Origin of the sequence: Methylobacterium sp. AMS5 (assembly GCF_001542815.1) — a bacterium.
In the GTDB taxonomy this organism is placed as follows: Bacteria; Pseudomonadota; Alphaproteobacteria; order Rhizobiales; family Beijerinckiaceae; genus Methylobacterium.
Window position 1 is genome coordinate 4370833 of record NZ_CP006992.1, and the last position, 16687, is coordinate 4387519.

Sequence of the window (16687 nt, forward strand, 5' to 3'; positions counted from 1 at the left end):
GGCCTTCCTGCTCACAGAACCCGCGACGCGAAAACCATGTCCGCTGACCGCCCCGCCCTCGACGACGAGACCCTCGCCTTCGCGGCCCGTCTCTTTCAGTACGCCCGGATGGGCCATGCGGAGGAACTGGCCGAGCTGTTCGGCCAGGGCCTTCCGGCGAACCTGCGCAACGACAAGGGCGACAGCCTCCTGATGCTCGCCGCCTATAACGGTCAGGCGGCGACGGCCCGGGTCATCCTGGAGGCCGGGGGTGATCCCGAACTCGCCAACGACCGCGGCCAGACCCCGCTCGCGGGCGCCGCGTTCAAGGGCGATGCGGACATCGTCCGGCTGCTCCTCGAGCACGGCGCGCAGGTCGACGGGACCGGCGACGGCACCCGCACCGCGCTGATGGTGGCGGCGATGTTCGACCGCACCGAGATCGTCGAACTTCTGCTCGCCCAAGGCGCAGACCCGTCCCGGCGCGACGCTTCGGGGATGAGCGCCGCCGACATGGCCCGCCAGATGGGGGCGCAGAATACGCCGGCCCAGTTGGAACGCGCGCAAGGGGACCGACAAGCCGGTTGACCGGTTCCGGCGCGCCCGGCCTCGTGTAGGATCGGGCGCGAGCCGGGCGAAAAAACCCGGAGGCGAGACACGCCGGGAGGGACGCCATGCCGGATGCGGTCGGGGCGATCGATCAGGGCACCACGAGCACGCGCTTCATCGTGTTCGACCGCCGGGGCACGATCCTGGCGCAGGCCCAGCGCGAGCACGAGCAGATCTTCCCCCGTCCCGGCTGGGTCGAGCACGACCCGCGGGAGATCTGGCGCAACACCCATGCGGTGATGCGCGAGGGGCTGGCCCGCGCCGGGCTGGCGCCGGGGGATCTGGCCGCCATCGGCATCACCAACCAGCGCGAGACCGCCATGCTCTGGGACCGGCGGACCGGCGAGCCGCTGCACGATGCCATCGTCTGGCAGGACACCCGCACCGACCGGTCCGTCGCCGCGCTCGCCCGCGACGGGGGGCGCGACCGCTTCCGCGCCGTCACCGGCCTGCCGCTCGCGAGCTACTTCTCCGCCTCCAAGCTCGCTTGGCTGCTCGACCACGTGGAGGGGGCGCGGGCGAAGGCCGAGGACGGCACCGCCCTGTTCGGCACGATCGATTCCTGGCTCGTCTGGAATCTCACCGGCGGCCCGCAGGGCGGGCTCCACGTCACCGACGTGACCAATGCCAGCCGCACGCAACTGATGTCGCTCGCGACCCTCGACTGGGACGAGGCCATGCTCGGCGTGTTCCGCATCCCGCGGGCGGTGCTGCCGACCATCGTTTCTTCGAGCGCCGTGCTGGGCGAGGCCCGCGACCCGTTTCCCGGCGTGCCGCTCGGCGGCATCTTGGGCGACCAGCAGGCGGCCCTGTTCGGGCAGACCTGCTTTTCGGCGGGCGAGGCCAAGAACACCTACGGCACCGGCTGCTTCGCGCTGATGAACACCGGCCCCGCGCCCGTCGCGTCGAGCGCCGGGCTCGTCACCACCGTGGCCTACCGGCTCGATGGGCGCCCGCCGGCCTACGCGCTCGAAGGCTCCATCGCCATCACCGGCGCCCTGGTGCAATGGCTGCGCGACAATCTCGGGCTGATCGGCGCCTCGAGCGAGATCGAGGGGCTGGCCCGCAGCGTCGAGGACAATGGCGGCGTCTACGTGGTGCCGGCCTTCTCCGGCCTCTACGCCCCGCATTGGCGCGACGACGCCCGCGGCCTCATCATCGGGCTGACCCGCTACGCCAACAAGGGCCACATCGCCCGCGCCTGCCTGGAGGCCACGGCCTACCAGACCCGCGAGGTGCTGGAGGCGATGGAGCGCGATTCCGGTTGTCCGATCGCCGAACTGCGCTGCGACGGCGGCATGACCGTCAACGACCTGCTGATGCAGTTCCAGGCCGACATCCTCGACCGGCCGACCCTGCGCCCGAAGGTCTCGGAGACGACGGCCCTGGGTGCGGCCTATGCCGCCGGGCTCGCCACGGGGTTCTGGAAGACACTCGAAGATCTTCGCGACAACTGGGCCGTGGACAAGCGCTGGCATCCGCATATCCAGGCAGAAGAACGTCGGGCACTGTTCGCCGGTTGGGGCCGGGCCGTAGAACGCTCGTTCGGATGGGTCGAGGAGAACGCTTGATGGGTGCTCGGATACGCTCGCTTCGAACGGCTCTCCTGGTTTCGGCCTTGGCGCTGACCCCGCTCGCCGCCGGCCTCGCTCCGATCGCGGCCATCGCCGCGCCGGCCGCCGCCTATCCCGGCCAGCAGGAGGGCGACCACGTCGTCGAGAACTTCAAGTTCGCCAGCGGCGAGAGCCTGGATCGGGTCAAGCTGCACTACACCACCCTCGGCACGCCGCATCGCGGCGCGGACGGCGAGATCGACAACGCGGTGCTCGTCCTGCACGGCACCACCGGCACGGGCAAGAGCTTCCTGATCCCGACGCTCGGGCCGGAGCTGTTCGGCGAAGGCGCGCCGCTCGACGCGCGGCGCTGGTACGTGATCCTGCCCGACGGGCTCGGGCGCGGCGGCTCCTCGAAACCCTCCGACGGGCTCAAGGCGCATTTCCCCCGCTACGGCTATGGCGACGTCGTGGAGGGCCAGCACCGGGTCGTCACCGAGGCGCTCGGGGTCAAGCATCTGCGCCTCGTGCTCGGCACCTCCATGGGCGGGATGCAGGCCTGGATGTGGGGCGAGCGCTATGCCGGCGCGATGGACCTGCTGATGGCGGTGGCGAGCCAGCCGATCCCGGTGAGCGGGCGCAACGCCCTGTGGCGGCGCCTCCTGATCGAGGGGATCCGCACCGATCCCGACTGGAAGGGCGGCGAGTACACCGCGCAGCCGCGCAGCTTCGGCCGCATCCTGCCGATCTTCAACATCATGACCGAGAGCGTGCTCGGCCTTCAGAAGCAGGCCCCGACCCGCGCGGCGGCCGACACCGCCTACGACAAGATGATCGCCGGCTACGAGAACAAGGCCGATGCCAACGACTGGCTGTACTGGTTCGATTCCTCCTACGATTACGACCCCTCGCCGGACCTCGAAAAGATCACCGCCAAGGTGCTCGCGGTGAACTTCGCCGACGACGAGCTGAACCCGCCCCAGCTCGATGTGATGAACGGGGCCATGGCCCGGGTGAAGGATGGCCGCTTCGTTCTGGTTCCGACCTCGCCCGAGACGCACGGCCATCAATCCCTGCGCTTCGCCAGCCTGTGGAAGGGCTACCTCGCCGAATTCGTGAGACAGCCCGAGGCGACAACGGAGAAGAAGAGTTCGTCGGAGCGGCCGGAGGGCAGCCGGTAGAGGTGTCGGGCCGCCGGCCGAGCGGAGGCGGCACCGAAAGCCATCCGTCGGAGCCTGCCATACGCCGTCGTGATACGGCGGCCTGCCTATCCGAGCCCGTGGCGCAGGCCGCCGCATGCACTTTCCTGCAGAAATCGAGAGAGCCTTAAGTATTCCGTTGCAGGGTGGGGCATCTCAAGAGGCCAATCACACCCCCGGATTTATGATGCGCGTTTCCCTCAAGGCTGCCCTGGCGGGCTCGTTCAGCCTGCTGGCCGTGATTGCTGCGGCCCAAGGCGGGATGAGCGTCATCAAACTCTCGAACATCGATCGCGAAGTCCGCGACATCGCCGGCAATTGGCTTCCCTCGGTGGGATTGCTCGGCGACATCAGCACCGCGACGCGGGACGAGCGGGTGAAGACCTACCGCTACGTCGCCGCCTCGCCGACCGCCGCCATCCTCGCCGAGAACGAGAAGAGCGTGCGGACGAGCCAAGCGGCCCTCGAAGCCCTGCGGCGCGCCTACGAGCCGGTGATCGCCTCCCCCGAGGAGCGGGCCCTGTACGAGCGCTTCGCCGCGATCTGGACGACCTATACGGGTCGGGTCGAGGCGATCGTCGCCCTGATGCGCGAGGGGCGCCAAGCCGAGGCGCTGGCCCTGCTCACCGGGCCCGAGGCGCTGGGCCTCGCGCAATCCGCGACCAAGGCGCTTCAGGAAAACCTCGCGCTCAACAAGCGGAGTGCCAAGCAGAGCGTCGAGGGCGCCGTCGGCAGCGCCGCCTCCGCCACCGCCGCCGCCTGGATCGCCATGGCCGTGACCCTGCTCTCGGCGCTCGCCGCAGCCCTGTTCGGCTGGTTCGGGATCTCGCGGCCGATCGCGCGGATGACGGGGGCGATGGGTGCCCTCGCGGCGGGCGACGCGGCGGTCGCCGTGCCGGGGCGGGGCCGCGGCGACGAGATCGGCGCCATGGCCGCGGCGGTGCAGGTGTTCAAGGACAACCTGGTCCGCACCCGCGCCCTGGAAGAGGAGACGCAAGCCGCCCGCGCCGGTGCCGAGGCGCAGCGCCGGGCCGCCGCGCGCGCGCTCGCCGACGACTTCCAGCGCGCGGTGGGCGGCATCGTCCAGGGCGTGACCGCCGCCGCGACCGAGCTTCAGGCCACCGCCCAGCAATTGACCGCCAATGCCAGCCAGACCGCCGGGCAATCCGGCACGGTGGCCGCCTCCGCCGAGGAGGCCGCCTCCAATGTCGGCACCGTCGCCGCCGCGGCCGAGGAACTCGGCGCCTCGGTGCAGGAGATCGGCCGGCAGGTCGACGGCTCGGCCACCCTGGCGCAGGCCGCGGTGACCGAGGCCGGGCAGACGGCGATCCTCGTGCGCGACCTCTCCGAGGCCGCCGCGCGGATCGGCGACGTGGTGGCGATGATCTCGACCATCGCCGGCCAGACCAACCTGCTCGCGCTCAACGCCACGATCGAGGCGGCGCGGGCCGGCGAGGCGGGCCGCGGCTTCGCCGTGGTCGCGGCGGAGGTCAAGGAACTCGCCAACCAGACGGCGCGGGCCACGGACGAGATCACCGGGCAGATCGGGCGCATCCAGGGCGCGACGGGTCAGGCGGTCGCGGCCATCGACAGCATCAGCGGGCGCATCCGCGAGATCAGCGGCGTCGCCACCGGCATCGCCGCGGCGGTCGAGGAGCAGGGCGCGGCGACCCAGGAGATCGTGCGCAACGTCGCCCAGGCGGCGGGCGGCACGGAATCCGTCACCCGCACCATCGCGAGCGTGGCGGGTGCCGCCGAGGAGACCGGCGCGGCGGCTGCGCAGGTGCTGTCCTCGGCGACCGAATTGTCGCGCCAGTCCGAGCACCTCTCGGCCGAGGTCGCCCGCTTCCTCGACACCGTCCGCGCGGCCTGAAGGGGCAGGGCTCTGCCCTGCACCCGCCAAAGGGCTCGCCCTTTGGGAACCCCGATTACGGGCGAAAACCCTCGAAGATCATCTGGTCCGCGTGCTCCTGGGCCAGCGCCCGCTGCGCCTCGGTGCGCACGGTCCAGGTCATCACCGGCATGTTCCCGAGCCGGCGGCAGAGATAGGGCACCGGGCCCGGCAGGTCGCCGACGCGCCAGGACAGGAAGTGCGGCCGACTCACATGGAGGTGGAGCAGGCCCGACAATTCGGCCCGCACGGACGGCGCCAGCAGGGCGTAGTGCGGATCGTCCTGGCTCGCCTCCGCGACGATGCCGCGGGGCAGACCCGGCGCGATCTCGGCCAGCGTCGCGACGATGCCCGGATCGAACGACTTCAGCGCCACCGGTGCGTCGAGCCCGGCGACGATCTCGGCGGCGCGGCGGGTGAGCCGCCGGTCGCCGTCGAAGCGCGACTTGATCTCGACGATGACGGGGATGCGGCCCGCGACCCGCGCCAGGAAGTCCGGCAGCGTCGGGATGCGCTCCCCCGTGCCGGCCACGGTCAGCGTGCCGAGTTCGGCCGCTTTCCGCGATTCCACCGGCTCGGAGACGGCCGTGAGACGCCCGAGCGCCTCGTCGTGGAACACCATCGCCTCGCCGTCGGCGCTGAGCTGCACGTCGCACTCGATGGCGTAGCCGCCCGCCACCGCCGCCTCGGCTGCGGCCAGGGTGTTCTCCGGGATGCCGGCGGCGCGGTCGTGCAGGCCGCGATGGGCGATCGGACGGGCGGTGAGCCAGTCCGGCGCCCGGTCCAGAGGGCCGCTCACGCGACCTCGAACATCGCCTCGACCTCGACCGCCGCGTCGAGGGGCAGTTCGGCGACGCCCACGGTCGAGCGGGCGTGGCGGCCGCGGTCGCCGAGGATCTCGACCATCAGGTCCGAGGCGCCGTTCATGATCGGGGCGAGGCCGGCAAAGCTCGGCACCGCGTTGATGAAGCCGCCGAGCCGCACGCATTGCACGACGCCGTGGTCGAGGTCGCCCACCGCCGCCTGGACCTGGGCCAGCACGTTGAGCGCGCAGAGCCGGGCCGCCGCGATGCCCTGTTCGGCCGAGACCTCTGCGCCGAGCTTGCCCTTGTGGGCCGGGTCGAGGGTGCCGTCCGGCCCGAAGCAGATCTGGCCGGAGATGACGACGAGGTTGCCGGTGCGCACGTACGGCACGTAGTTCGCCACCGGGGCCGCCGCCTTCGGCAGCTTGAGGCCGAGCGCTTCCAGACGTTCCTTGACCGAGTTCATCGCCGTCTCCCGCTGAGAGTGCCTCACGAAACGCCCGGTCACTGACCCCTTCGCCTTCCGGGGCGACGGCGCAGCGGGCGCTTCGTGAGAGACACGAATGCTGCGGCGCTCTGAGCATGGGGGAGGGGCGTCTCGCAAGGGGGCGGGAGGGCAAAGCCCCCTCAACCGGCGGTCTCTGTCGCTAGAGGCTCGACCCGCGGCGCCTCCGCGGCGAAATCGTAACGCCAGTCGGCATGGGCCACGGTGGCCGGGCGGTGGGCGACGATGACCCGCGTCATCTTCAGGTCGCGGAGCGCGGCGGCGATGACCGCCTCGGTCGGCTCGTCCAGCGCGCTCGTCGCCTCATCCAGAAACAGAATCTCCGGGCGCCGGTAGAGGGCGCGGGCCAGGATCACCCGCTGGCGCTGGCCGCCGGACAGCGTCGAGCCCATGTCGCCGACCAGGGTCTCGAAGCCCATCGGCGTGCGGGCGATGTCGTCGAGAATCGCCGCGCGGGCGGCGCATTCGCGGATCCAGCCGGGATCGGGCCGCTCGTCGAAACAGGCGATGTTCTCGGCGATCGAGCCGGCGAACAACCCGTCATCCTGCATCACCCCGGCGATGCGGGCGCGGTAGGCCGCCAACCCCCCGGAGCGGATGTCGCGGCCATCGACCAGCACCGCGCCTTCGGACGGCGGCAGCAGACCCATCAGGATCTTCATCACCGAGCTCTTGCCGCAGCCCGAGGGGCCGGTGATGGCCAGGCTTTCGCCCGGCGGCACCTCCAGGCCGAGATTGCGGAACACCCAGGGCTCGTCGTCGCCGTAGCGCAGGGACAGGCCGACGGCGCGCAAGGATGCGCCCCGGACCGGCGGGCGCTCACCGGAGGGGAGGAGGGCGGGGCCTGCGACCGGCTCCGTCGCGGCGGGCATGGGGGCTGCGGCCTCCTCCGGCTCGGTCATGACGATGTCCGAGAGCCGGTCGGTCTGCACGTTGAGCATCCGCAGCTGGAAGCCCGACTGGATCAGGTTGCCGATGCGGGTCGAGAACTGGTCGCGGTAGGCCAGGAAGGCCACCAGCATGCCGAGCGTCATCGACTGGTCGATCACGGCCCGCGCCCCGAGCACCAGCAGGATCAGCCGGTCGGCGCCGAACAGGAACTCGTTGCCGCGCCCGAACACGAGGTCGAGCCGCTGCAGCCGCAGCCGTGCGTTCAGCGCCTGGACGAACTGGTTCATCCAGGTGCCGCGGCGGCGCTCGCGCAGGTTCAGGAGCTTGACGCTCGCCATGCCGCGCACGGTCTCGATGAAGTGGCTCTGCTGGCGCGCCTCCGCGACGATCGCCTCCTCGGTGCCCTCGCGATAGGCCTTGTAGGCGGCGATCCGTAAGCCGGCGTTGAGCGCGGTGGCGGCGATGGCCACCCCGGCGAGCCAGCCGCCGTAGAGGAACAGCATGATCAGCATGCCGACCGACATCAGCCCGTCGAGCAGGGCCTGGACGAGATCGGTGGTGATGCCCTTCTGGATCGTGGCGAGCGTGCCGAAGCGGGAGATCACGTCGCCGACATGCCGCTTCTGGAAATAGTCGAGCGGCAGCCGCGAGAGGTGGTCGAACAGCGAGCCGGACCATTGGTAGTTCAGCTTCGTGCCCGTGAGCATGATCGCCCAGCTCCGGGCGACGCCGAGGCCGAGCTGCAGCACCAGCAGCAGGGCGAGGCCGAGCGCCACGACGAGCAGCAGGTCGAGATCGCCGTTGACGATCACCTCGTCGATGACGATCTGCGAGGCGATCGGCATCAGGATCGCCACGAGTTCGATCCCGAGCGACAGGGCCAGGATCTGCATCATCGCCGCGCGGATGCCGGCCATGCCCCGGAACAGGTCGGAGAGCGCGAGGCCGCGCGCCGCCCGCTCGCGCACGAAGCTCTGGTTCGGCGCCACCTCCAGGGCGACGCCGGTGAATTCGCGCGAGGCTTCCGCGAGGCTCAAGGTGCGGCGCCCGCGGGCGGGATCGTGGATCACGATCTCCCGGCGCCCGACCCGCGCCAGCACGACGAAGTGGTTGAGCCCCCAATGCAGGATGCAGGGCAGGCGCAGGCGGCCGAGATCGGGCAGTTCCACCCGCAGCGCCCGCGTCGAGAGCCCAAGAGTCCCTGAGAGGTCCATGAGGTTTCGCAGCGTCATGCCCTTCAGCGACAGGGCGTGGCGGGCGCGCAAGCTTCCGAGATCGACCCGGCGGCCATGGTAGCCCAGCACCATGGCGAGGCAGGCCATGCCGCACTCGGCGGCCTCGGCCTGGAGCACGACCGGCAGGCGCCGCCGGAAACCGAACTGAAGATCCGACAGCAGGCTCACCGTGTCCCTCCTTCGGTGACGAGATCGACGCTGCGCTTGACGTGGTAGAGGGGGTCGAGGAGCCAGCGGTAGAGCGGGCGCTTCTCGAGCGCGATGTCGGCCTCGACCCGCATGCCGGCCTCCAGCCGGCGCGGCTCGCCATAGGCCGTCACGCTGTCGGCGTCCGGCCGCACGATGATGCGGTAGACGCCCCCGCTCCCCGCATTCTTGGCCGTGTCCCTCGCCGCCTCGGGTCGGGCGTCGCCTTCGAGCGGCGCGCGGGTCACCTCCGTCACCGTGCCCCGGTGCAGGCCGAAGCGCTGGAACGGGAAGGCGGCGTAGCGCAGCATCACGCTGGCGCCGGGCTCGATGAAGCCGATCGCCGAGGAATCCACGAACAGGTTGGCCTGCAGCCGGCCCTCGCTCGGCAGCAGGGTGAGCAGGTTCGCCCCCGCCGCCACGGTCTGCCCGGCCTGCGCCCGGATCGAGGTGAGGATGCCGCGCTCCGGCGCGCGCACCTCGATGGCGCGGCGCGCCTCGCTCTCGGCCCGCTGCTGTTCGAGCTGCGCGGCGGTGCGGTCGAGTTCGGCCAGATCGCGCGCCAGGGTCTCGTCGAAGGTGGCCAGCTTGGCGCGCAGATCGCCGAGCTTGCCCTCGACCTGAAGCCCGCCCTGGCGGAACTGTGCGAGCTGTGAGCTGGCCTGGAGATAGAGGTAGTTCTGGCTCTGGAAGTCGGCCGCGCGGGCAAAACCCCGCGTCACGAGGTCGGCGAGTTCGTCGGCGCGGGACTTGAGCGGCGGCACCAGCTTTTCCTGGAGCGCGAGCTGCTCCTCGATCCTGGCGCGCTGTGCTTCCAGGTTGGCGACCTGCTCCCTCAAGCCCTCCTTCTCGGCGGTGGCCATGGCCGCGCGGGCGGCGCGCTGGCGCTCCACGCTCTCCCGCTGGCGGCCGAGCTGGGCGATCACCCGCTCCTGGGTCGGGCCGCTCGCCGAGACCGCGTCGAGGTCGATGGTGAAGAGGAGCTGGCCGCGCTCGACCCGGTCACCCTCCTTGACCCCCGACGCGCTGACCCGCCCCGCGAGCGGGCTCGCCACGGTGATGAGGCCGATATCGGGCGCGAGCAGGCCGTCGGCATGGACCCGGCGGGTATAGCTGCCGAGCCAGGCGTAGACGCCGACGAGGACGGCGAAGGCGAGGCACAGGCCGACCACGATGCGGATCGCCAGGGGCTGGATCACCTGGGCCTCGCCGAGCCAGGCGCTTCGCCGGGCCTCCACGACCTCGCGACGGAACAGGGGCGCGTTCACCGGGAAGCTTCCTCCGGGGTAGCGATCGAACGATCAGGTGCGTTGTTCTGACGCATGTAGGGCGTAATCCGCAACAGCTTCAGATTCTTAGCCGTGCCGGCGGCGCGGGCGGCCTGTTCTCCGGCCGGCACGTCAATTTTTGTCCCCCGCGCGGGCGGCGGCCCGTCCCGCCACACCCATCCCGTGAGAGCCGATCGCGCGGGTCGGCCGAAGGGAAGGGGAGCGGCGACCGTGCAGGGCCGGGGACGGCGCGGAGCCAGGATACGACCGCTGGTCGTGCTGTGAGAGGGCAAGATCTGTCCATCCGAGAGGTCCTGAGCCGATCGTCCCGGACCGTATACCGCAGCCCGGGTTGCCTGCCGGAATAATATCCGTACCTTATCCAGCAGAGCGACGCATGGCCGGCGCTCTTATTCCACAGGAAGACAGAAATACAGAACGTTCTTCCAATATCCTTCGGACAAAGGAGAAAACCATGCAGCAGAACATTGATACCGTCCGCGAGCTGAACGCTGCGGAGCTGGATCAGGTCGGCGGCGGTCTGTCTCTCGGCCTCGATCTCGATCTCAGCAGCGAACTCGGGGCCGTGTCCGGTGTCGTCGATCAGGTGGGCGGCCTTCTCGGCGGCCTGCTCGGGAAGTAATCCGATCGCCTGACACGTCCTCCCACGGAAGCGGCCGACCCCACCGCTTCCGTGGGCCTCGCTCGCGGGCCGCGACGACCGGGTGCGCCCTCGACGGGCACCTCTGCCGCCGGCACGATCGACCCCGCGGATCGAGGGAACGAGTGCGAAGGCGGGTCGTTCTCATCGGAGCGAAGTGTCGCCGTGCCCGCGCCGTCCCGCCGGTTGCGCGCGCAGGGTGGCCCAGACCGCCGAGAGCATCATGCCGAAAGGCGATCTCCGGCTTTCGGAAAAAACGATGCGAAAACAAGAGGATGGGGCCTTGTCCTGGATTTGATGTCGAGGACGAGGCTCTCGGCAGAGGATTTCCAAGTGCGCCCCGGAGGCGCGCCAGCGAGAGGGAGAACGACGCGGCCGATGAGCGTTCCGTTCGTCAACGCTTCAGTGCAAGGCGATCTCAGCGCCCCGCCCGACCGGATTTTCGGCCAGATCCCCGCCAGCGGCCTCGACGGCATCGCCTTCCTTGATTTCGCCTACGAGACGGCGGGGTTCAGCACGCACCGGGTCGATGGCCTCCTCGTCGGCACGTGGCACGGCGGCTGGTACGGCCTGAGCCGGACCACGCTCACCTTCAGCGGCGACAGCCCGACCGGCAGCGCGCCCTGCGACGTGCGCACCGGCGAGGCCTTCGTTCTGCGCGGGCCCGGCTATGCAGGCCGCACGGTCTGGAGCGGGCCGTGCCGCGGGCGCTATCTCGCCTTCATGCCCGCCGCGGTGGAGCGGATGATCGAGGCGCCGCTCTCGCAGTTCCGAATCGATTCGATCACCTGCGATCTCGCCGAGCGGATGACCCTCTCCCATCTCCTGGCTGCTCTGGGGCAGGCGGCCAGCGGCCACGACAGCGCCGCGGACGCGCTTCTGGTCGACAGCGTGGCGCTCGCGGTGCTGCGCGCCTCCGGCGCCCTGTCGAGCCCGCCCTCCCGCAAGAGCGCGGCGCTCACCGCCCGGCAGGCGCGGCGGGTGCGCGACCTCGTCGCCGCGCGGATCGATGCGCCCCTGTCTCTCGGGGAGATGGCGGCGGTGGCGGGCCTCAGCGAGGGCTATTTCGTGCGCGCCTTCAAGGGCACCTTCGGCGTGACGCCCTATCAATACGTGTTGCGCGAACGCGTGACGCTGGCCCAGTCGCTGATCCGCTCCGGCACGGTCTCCTTGAGCGAGGCGGCTTCACGCGCGGGCTTTCCCGATGCGCGGCGGATGGGGCGGACCTTCCGCAAGATGATCGGGCGCTCGCCGACGGAATCGACCCGGCTGCAGCGGGCCTGAGCGTCTCTCCCGAAACGCCCGCTGCGCCGACGTGTCCAGAGCGGAGGCGATCGGTGGCCGGGCGTTTCGTGAGGCACCCTGAACCCGGAAAGTGGGTGCCGGACGGCACCGCGGCGCGTCGATTTCGGGCGGATCGCGGTGCCGCGGGCCGCCCCGGCGCCGTCCTGCGATTGACAGAAGCCCCTCGTTTCTTAGTAATCGCGCGCGTGCCGCCCGTCCCCCGAGGCGGCACTTTCTTTTGGCGACTTCGGGAGCCATGGCGTTCCCTGGATCGAGCCCGAGGAGACGGACCCGCGTGACCTCCGCCCTGCTGCCGACCTATGCCCGCGCCCCGATCGCTTTCGAGCGAGGCGAGGGCGCATGGCTGGTCGCCGAGGACGGCGACCGCTACCTCGATTTCGGTGCCGGCATCGCCGTCAACGCGCTCGGCCACGCCCATCCGCACCTGGTCGAGGCCCTGACCACGCAGGCGCAAAAGCTCTGGCACACCTCGAACCTGTTCCAGATCCCGGAAGGGGAGCGGCTGGGCCGACGGCTCGTGGACGCGACCTTCGCCGACGTGGCCTTCTTCGCCAATTCCGGTGCCGAGGCCAACGAGGCCGCCATCAAGATGGCCCGCAAGTATCATGCGGCGGGCGGCCACCCCGAGCGCTACCGCATCGTCACCTTCGAGGGTGCCTTCCACGGTCGCACGCTCGCGACCATCGCGGCGGGCGGCCAGCAGAAGTACATCGAGGGCTTCGGCCCGAAGGTGGAGGGCTTCGATCAGGTGCCGGTCGGCGACTTCGCCGCGCTGGAAGCCGTGATCGGCCCGGAGACCGCCGCCCTGATGATCGAGCCGATCCAGGGCGAGGGCGGCCTGCGGGTGATCCCCGGCGAGACCCTGCGGCGCCTGCGCGCGCTCTGCGAGGCGCACGGCCTGCTCCTCATCATGGACGAGGTGCAGACCGGCGTCGGCCGCACCGGCAAGTTCTTCGCGCACGAATGGTCGGGCGTCACGCCGGACATCATGAGCGCGGCCAAGGGCATCGGCGGCGGCTTCCCGCTCGGCGTCTGCCTCGCCACCGCCGAGGCCGCGCGCGGCATGACGGCCGGCACCCACGGCACCACCTTCGGCGGCAACCCGCTCGCCATGGCGGTGGGCAACGCGGTGCTCGACGTAGTGCTCGGAGACGGCTTCCTGGCGCATGTCGAGCACATGGACCTGCTGCTGACGCAGAAGCTCGCGTGCCTGATCGACCGGCACCCCCACGTCTTCGCCGAATTGCGCGGGCAGGGGCTGATGCGGGGCCTGAAGCTCAACCTGCCGAACACCGAGTTCACGGCGGCCGCCCGCGCGCGGCACCTGCTGGTGATCCCGGCCGGCGACAACGTTGTCCGCCTCCTGCCGCCGCTGATCGTCGGCGAGACGGAGGTGGACGAGGCCGTGGCCCGTTTGGAGGCCGCGGCGACCGATCTGGAGGCGCAGATGCGCGGGGCCGCCTGAGTGATCTCTCACGAAATGCCCGTTGCACCGTCGCGCCAAAAGGCGGGCACGGTCCGTATTCGGGCATTTCGTGAGGCACTCTGAGGGCGGCACCGCGAGCGTAGATATTGAGATGACCACGACCCTGAACGGCAGCGGCCCGCATGTCCGCCACTTCCTCGACCTGAAGGATTTCTCCGCCGAGACCCTGCGCGGTGTCCTCGACCTCTCCGCCGCGATGAAGCGCGCGCGGGTGAAGGGCCAGCGCGCGGCGGAGCGACCGCTCACCGGCAAGATGCTGGCGATGGTGTTCGACCGGCCCTCGACCCGCACGCGCGTCTCCTTCGACGTGGCGATGCGCGAACTCGGCGGCGACACCCTGATGCTGACGGGCAAGGAGATGCAGCTCGGCCGCGGCGAGACGGTGTCCGACACCGCCCGCGTGCTGTCGCGCTTCGTCGACGCGATCGTGATCCGCACCCTCGACCACGGCTTGGTGATGGAGCTGGCCGAGCATGCCGAGGTGCCGGTCATCAACGCGCTGACCAAGGCCTCGCATCCCTGCCAGATCATGGCCGACGTGCTGACCTTCGAGGAGCATCGCGGGCCGATCCAGGGCCGCACGGTCGCGTGGTCGGGCGACGCCAACAACGTGCTGGCGAGCTGGGTCCACGCCGCCGCCCGCTTCGACTTCACCCTCAACGTCGCCGCGCCGCAGGAACTGGCGATGCCGCCGGCCCTCGTCGATTGGGCCAAGCGCGAGGGCGCCCGCGTCAACGCCACCACCGACGCCTACGCGGCGGTCGAGGGGGCCGATCTCGTGGTCACCGATTGCTGGGTCTCCATGGGCGACGACGACGAGCATTTCCGCCACAACCTGCTCTCGCCCTACCGGGTGGATGCGGCGCTGATGAAGGCCGCGGCCAAGGACGCGCTCTTCATGCACTGCCTGCCCGCGCATCGCGGCGAGGAGGTCACCGCCGAGGTGATCGACGGCCCGCAATCGGTCGTGTTCGACGAGGCCGAGAACCGCCTGCACGCGCAGAAGGGCATCCTGGCCTGGTGCCTGGGCGAAGCGGCCTGAGAAGACACACCCGCCGCCTTTGAAGGCGGCGGGTGTGAGAGCGGTCATCTCGGATTGATCCCATCCATAAAACTGCATATACAGATTTATAGCTAACACGGATAGACACATATGACGCCGCGCGAGGATGTGCTGGTGGGCGGGATCGACATCCGCGAGGTCGCCGCCTGCACCTGCCTCAGGCTCCGTCGCACGACGCGGTGTGTGACGGCGATCTACGACGAGGCGCTGACCGCAGTTGGTCTGACAATCACGCAATTCGGTCTGCTCGCGCAGATCTACGGCTGGCGCCTTCAGCATGGAGCCGATCCGTCGATCGGCCTCCTCGCCGAGCGCGTCGGCATGGATGCCACCACACTCAATCGCACGGTCAAACCTCTCGAAACGAACGGCCTCGTCGCAAGTGGGCGCGACCCAAGCGACCACCGCATCCGGACTCTGTGCCTGACGACGGCAGGGCAGGCGCGCCTGGAAGCGGCCACGGCGGAGTGGCGGAAGGCTCAGACACTGCTCGAAGCGAAACTCGGGCGCGAGGCGACGCTCGCCCTCAACGCCCTGCTTGAGCTCACAGTCTCGAATTTCGATCGCTGACGGCCCACCTGGTGGCCAATTCTCCGGCGGATTTTCTCCGCGCAATCGTCTGTATATGCAGGAAGTTGGAGAGCGATATGGCAGCAAGGCAGGATCCTCCGAGAGACGCGTCCGAGCCGGGGCGTCCGCTTCATCCCTCGATTGCCAGGGCTCGTGAACGCGAATCTGCGGTCGCGGCGGCGCCGGTACCGCTGGAGGCCGCATGGCTGAGAAAGCTCTGCCTCGACGCAGGCGCGGACGATGTCGGCTTCGTCGCCCTCGATCGACCCGAGATCGCCGAGGAACGGCCGCATGTCTTGCGGGCCTTTCCCCGAACCCAAACCCTTATCAGCCTCGTGACGCGCCTGCATCGGGAAGCTGTGCGCGCGCCTGCGCGCTCGGTCGGCAATCTCGAGTTCCACCGCAACTACCACGAGATCAATGCGGTCGCTCGTCGAATTGCGGGAGCACTGGAGGCGCGCGGCGTGCCGGCTCTCCATCCCAGCGCGGGATTTCCCATGGAGATGGATCAGTTTCCAGGCCGGATTTGGGTCGTCTCGCATAAGCCGGTCGCGGTTGCCGCCGGTCTCGGCCAGATCGGCCTCCACCGCAGTGTGATCCACCCCGAGTTCGGCAGCTTCATCAACCTGGCCACGATCCTCGTCGCTGCCGCCATTACCGAGGAGACGAGGCCGATCGCATACAATCCGTGCCTCTCGTGCAAGCTCTGCGTCGCGGCCTGCCCGGTCGGAGCGATCGAACCTGACGGGTATTTCAACTTTTCCGCCTGCTTCACCCACAACTACCGCGAGTTCCTGGGTGGGTTCTCGGATTGGGTGGAAACGGTGGCAAAGGCCGGCTCCGCAAAGGCTCTGCGTCGCAAGGTCGATATCTCCGAGCAAGCCTCGATGTGGCAAAGCCTGTCGTTCGGAGCCAACTACAAGGCCGCCTACTGCATCGCGGCCTGTCCCGCAGGCGACGATGTGATTGGCCCCTATCTCGCCGACAAGGCCGGCTTCGTGCGCTCCATCGTCAAGCCGCTGCAGGCCAAGGCCGAGCCGGTCTACGTCACACCGGGCTCGGACGCGGAGAGCCATGTCCGCAGGCGCTATCCCGCCAAGACGGTGCGGCGCGTCGCGAACGGCCTCCTCGTCAAAGATATCGATGGGCTGCTCTTCGGGATGCGCTTGAGCTTTCAGCGCAACGCCTCGATCGGCCTCGACGCGACATATCATTTTCGCTTCACGGGCGACGAGCCGCGCGAGGCCACGATCACAATTCGCGCCCGCACTCTGACGATCACGGAGGGACTGAAAGGAAACCCGGCCCTCACGGTGCGAGCCGACAGCCGCGCCTGGCTCCAGTTCGTTCGCAAGGAGCGGGGCCTGCTCGGCTTGCTGCTGACGCGGAAGCTCAGGCTGAAGGGGCCGCCCCGCCTTCTCCTCGCCTTCGGAAAGTGTTTCGCGTGAGGCGTCCGATGAGAGCGACCCGGGGAGGAGGTCGG

General features: G+C 69.9%; 14 protein-coding genes. 10 read left to right on the top strand and 4 right to left on the bottom strand.

Features of this window, described 5'->3' with window-relative positions:
• Window positions 1–36: 36 nt before the first annotated feature.
• From Y590_RS19605 to Y590_RS19620, 4 genes are all read left to right on the top strand, one after another.
• Window positions 37–567: an ankyrin repeat domain-containing protein gene (locus tag Y590_RS19605; protein WP_060771314.1), complete on the top strand. Its 531-nt coding sequence runs from the start codon at window positions 37–39 to the stop codon at window positions 565–567.
• 86 nt (window positions 568–653) lie between these two features.
• Entirely contained in the window at window positions 654–2159 is a 1506-nt protein-coding gene (gene glpK, locus Y590_RS19610; RefSeq protein WP_060771315.1) for a glycerol kinase GlpK, read from the top strand.
• Entirely contained in the window at window positions 2159–3322 is a 1164-nt protein-coding gene (locus Y590_RS19615; protein ID WP_060771316.1) for an alpha/beta fold hydrolase, read from the top strand. Before glpK ends, Y590_RS19615 begins: the two co-directional genes overlap by 1 nt.
• Before the next feature lie 205 nt (window positions 3323–3527).
• Complete coding sequence (locus tag Y590_RS19620; protein WP_060772376.1) at window positions 3528–5213, top strand: methyl-accepting chemotaxis protein; 1686 nt, start codon at window positions 3528–3530, stop codon at window positions 5211–5213.
• Window positions 5214–5268: 55 nt separating this feature from the next.
• Here Y590_RS19620 and Y590_RS19625 read toward each other — a convergent pair whose 3' ends face one another.
• From Y590_RS19625 to Y590_RS19640, 4 genes are all read right to left on the bottom strand, one after another.
• Window positions 5269–6030 (bottom strand): glycerophosphodiester phosphodiesterase family protein, encoded by a 762-nt coding sequence (locus tag Y590_RS19625; protein WP_060771317.1) that lies wholly within the window; start codon window positions 6028–6030, stop codon window positions 5269–5271.
• Window positions 6027–6500 (bottom strand): RidA family protein, encoded by a 474-nt coding sequence (locus Y590_RS19630; RefSeq protein ID WP_060771318.1) that lies wholly within the window; start codon window positions 6498–6500, stop codon window positions 6027–6029. Before Y590_RS19630 ends, Y590_RS19625 begins: the two co-directional genes overlap by 4 nt.
• 161 nt (window positions 6501–6661) lie before the next feature.
• Window positions 6662–8833: a peptidase domain-containing ABC transporter gene (locus tag Y590_RS19635; protein ID WP_060771319.1), complete on the bottom strand. Its 2172-nt coding sequence runs from the start codon at window positions 8831–8833 to the stop codon at window positions 6662–6664.
• Entirely contained in the window at window positions 8830–10119 is a 1290-nt protein-coding gene (locus Y590_RS19640) for an HlyD family secretion protein (protein ID WP_060771320.1), read from the bottom strand. Before Y590_RS19640 ends, Y590_RS19635 begins: the two co-directional genes overlap by 4 nt.
• A 475-nt stretch (window positions 10120–10594) precedes the next feature.
• Between Y590_RS19640 and Y590_RS27070 the strand changes: the two genes are divergently transcribed.
• The 6 genes from Y590_RS27070 to Y590_RS19665 all read left to right on the top strand — a co-directional run bounded on the left by Y590_RS27070 (window position 10595) and on the right by Y590_RS19665 (window position 16652).
• The gene (locus Y590_RS27070) at window positions 10595–10762 is read left to right on the top strand and encodes a hypothetical protein (RefSeq protein WP_201026750.1); all 168 of its coding nucleotides are present in this window, start codon (window positions 10595–10597) and stop codon (window positions 10760–10762) included.
• 396 nt (window positions 10763–11158) lie between these two features.
• A complete protein-coding gene (locus Y590_RS19645) occupies window positions 11159–12064 on the top strand; it encodes a helix-turn-helix domain-containing protein (RefSeq protein WP_060771321.1) in 906 nt (301 codons plus the stop codon).
• Window positions 12065–12359: 295 nt separating this feature from the next.
• Window positions 12360–13550 (top strand): aspartate aminotransferase family protein, encoded by a 1191-nt coding sequence (locus Y590_RS19650; RefSeq protein WP_060771322.1) that lies wholly within the window; start codon window positions 12360–12362, stop codon window positions 13548–13550.
• Window positions 13551–13662: 112 nt separating this feature from the next.
• On the top strand, window positions 13663–14613 hold the full coding sequence (argF, locus tag Y590_RS19655; RefSeq protein WP_060771323.1) for an ornithine carbamoyltransferase: 951 nt from the start codon (window positions 13663–13665) through the stop codon (window positions 14611–14613).
• 111 nt (window positions 14614–14724) lie between these two features.
• On the top strand, window positions 14725–15204 hold the full coding sequence (locus Y590_RS19660) for a MarR family winged helix-turn-helix transcriptional regulator (RefSeq protein WP_060771324.1): 480 nt from the start codon (window positions 14725–14727) through the stop codon (window positions 15202–15204).
• An 11-nt stretch (window positions 15205–15215) separates the two neighbouring features.
• A complete protein-coding gene (locus Y590_RS19665; RefSeq protein WP_286161781.1) occupies window positions 15216–16652 on the top strand; it encodes an SCP2 sterol-binding domain-containing protein in 1437 nt (478 codons plus the stop codon).
• Window positions 16653–16687: the final 35 nt, after the last annotated feature.

Bases quoted from the DNA above. Each gene is read 5' to 3' on its own strand.
- Y590_RS19605 (WP_060771314.1), top strand. From the start codon at position 37: ATGTCCGCTGACCGCCCCGCCCTCGACGACGAGACCCTCGCCTTCGCG.
- argF (WP_060771323.1), top strand. From the start codon at position 13,663: ATGACCACGACCCTGAACGGCAGCGGCCCGCATGTCCGCCACTTCCTC.
- Y590_RS19615 (WP_060771316.1), top strand. From the start codon at position 2,159: ATGGGTGCTCGGATACGCTCGCTTCGAACGGCTCTCCTGGTTTCGGCC.
- glpK (WP_060771315.1), top strand. From the start codon at position 654: ATGCCGGATGCGGTCGGGGCGATCGATCAGGGCACCACGAGCACGCGC.
- Y590_RS19660 (WP_060771324.1), top strand. From the start codon at position 14,725: ATGACGCCGCGCGAGGATGTGCTGGTGGGCGGGATCGACATCCGCGAG.
- Y590_RS27070 (WP_201026750.1), top strand. From the start codon at position 10,595: ATGCAGCAGAACATTGATACCGTCCGCGAGCTGAACGCTGCGGAGCTG.
- Y590_RS19620 (WP_060772376.1), top strand. From the start codon at position 3,528: ATGCGCGTTTCCCTCAAGGCTGCCCTGGCGGGCTCGTTCAGCCTGCTG.
- Y590_RS19645 (WP_060771321.1), top strand. From the start codon at position 11,159: ATGAGCGTTCCGTTCGTCAACGCTTCAGTGCAAGGCGATCTCAGCGCC.
- Y590_RS19630 (WP_060771318.1), bottom strand. From the start codon at position 6,500: ATGAACTCGGTCAAGGAACGTCTGGAAGCGCTCGGCCTCAAGCTGCCG.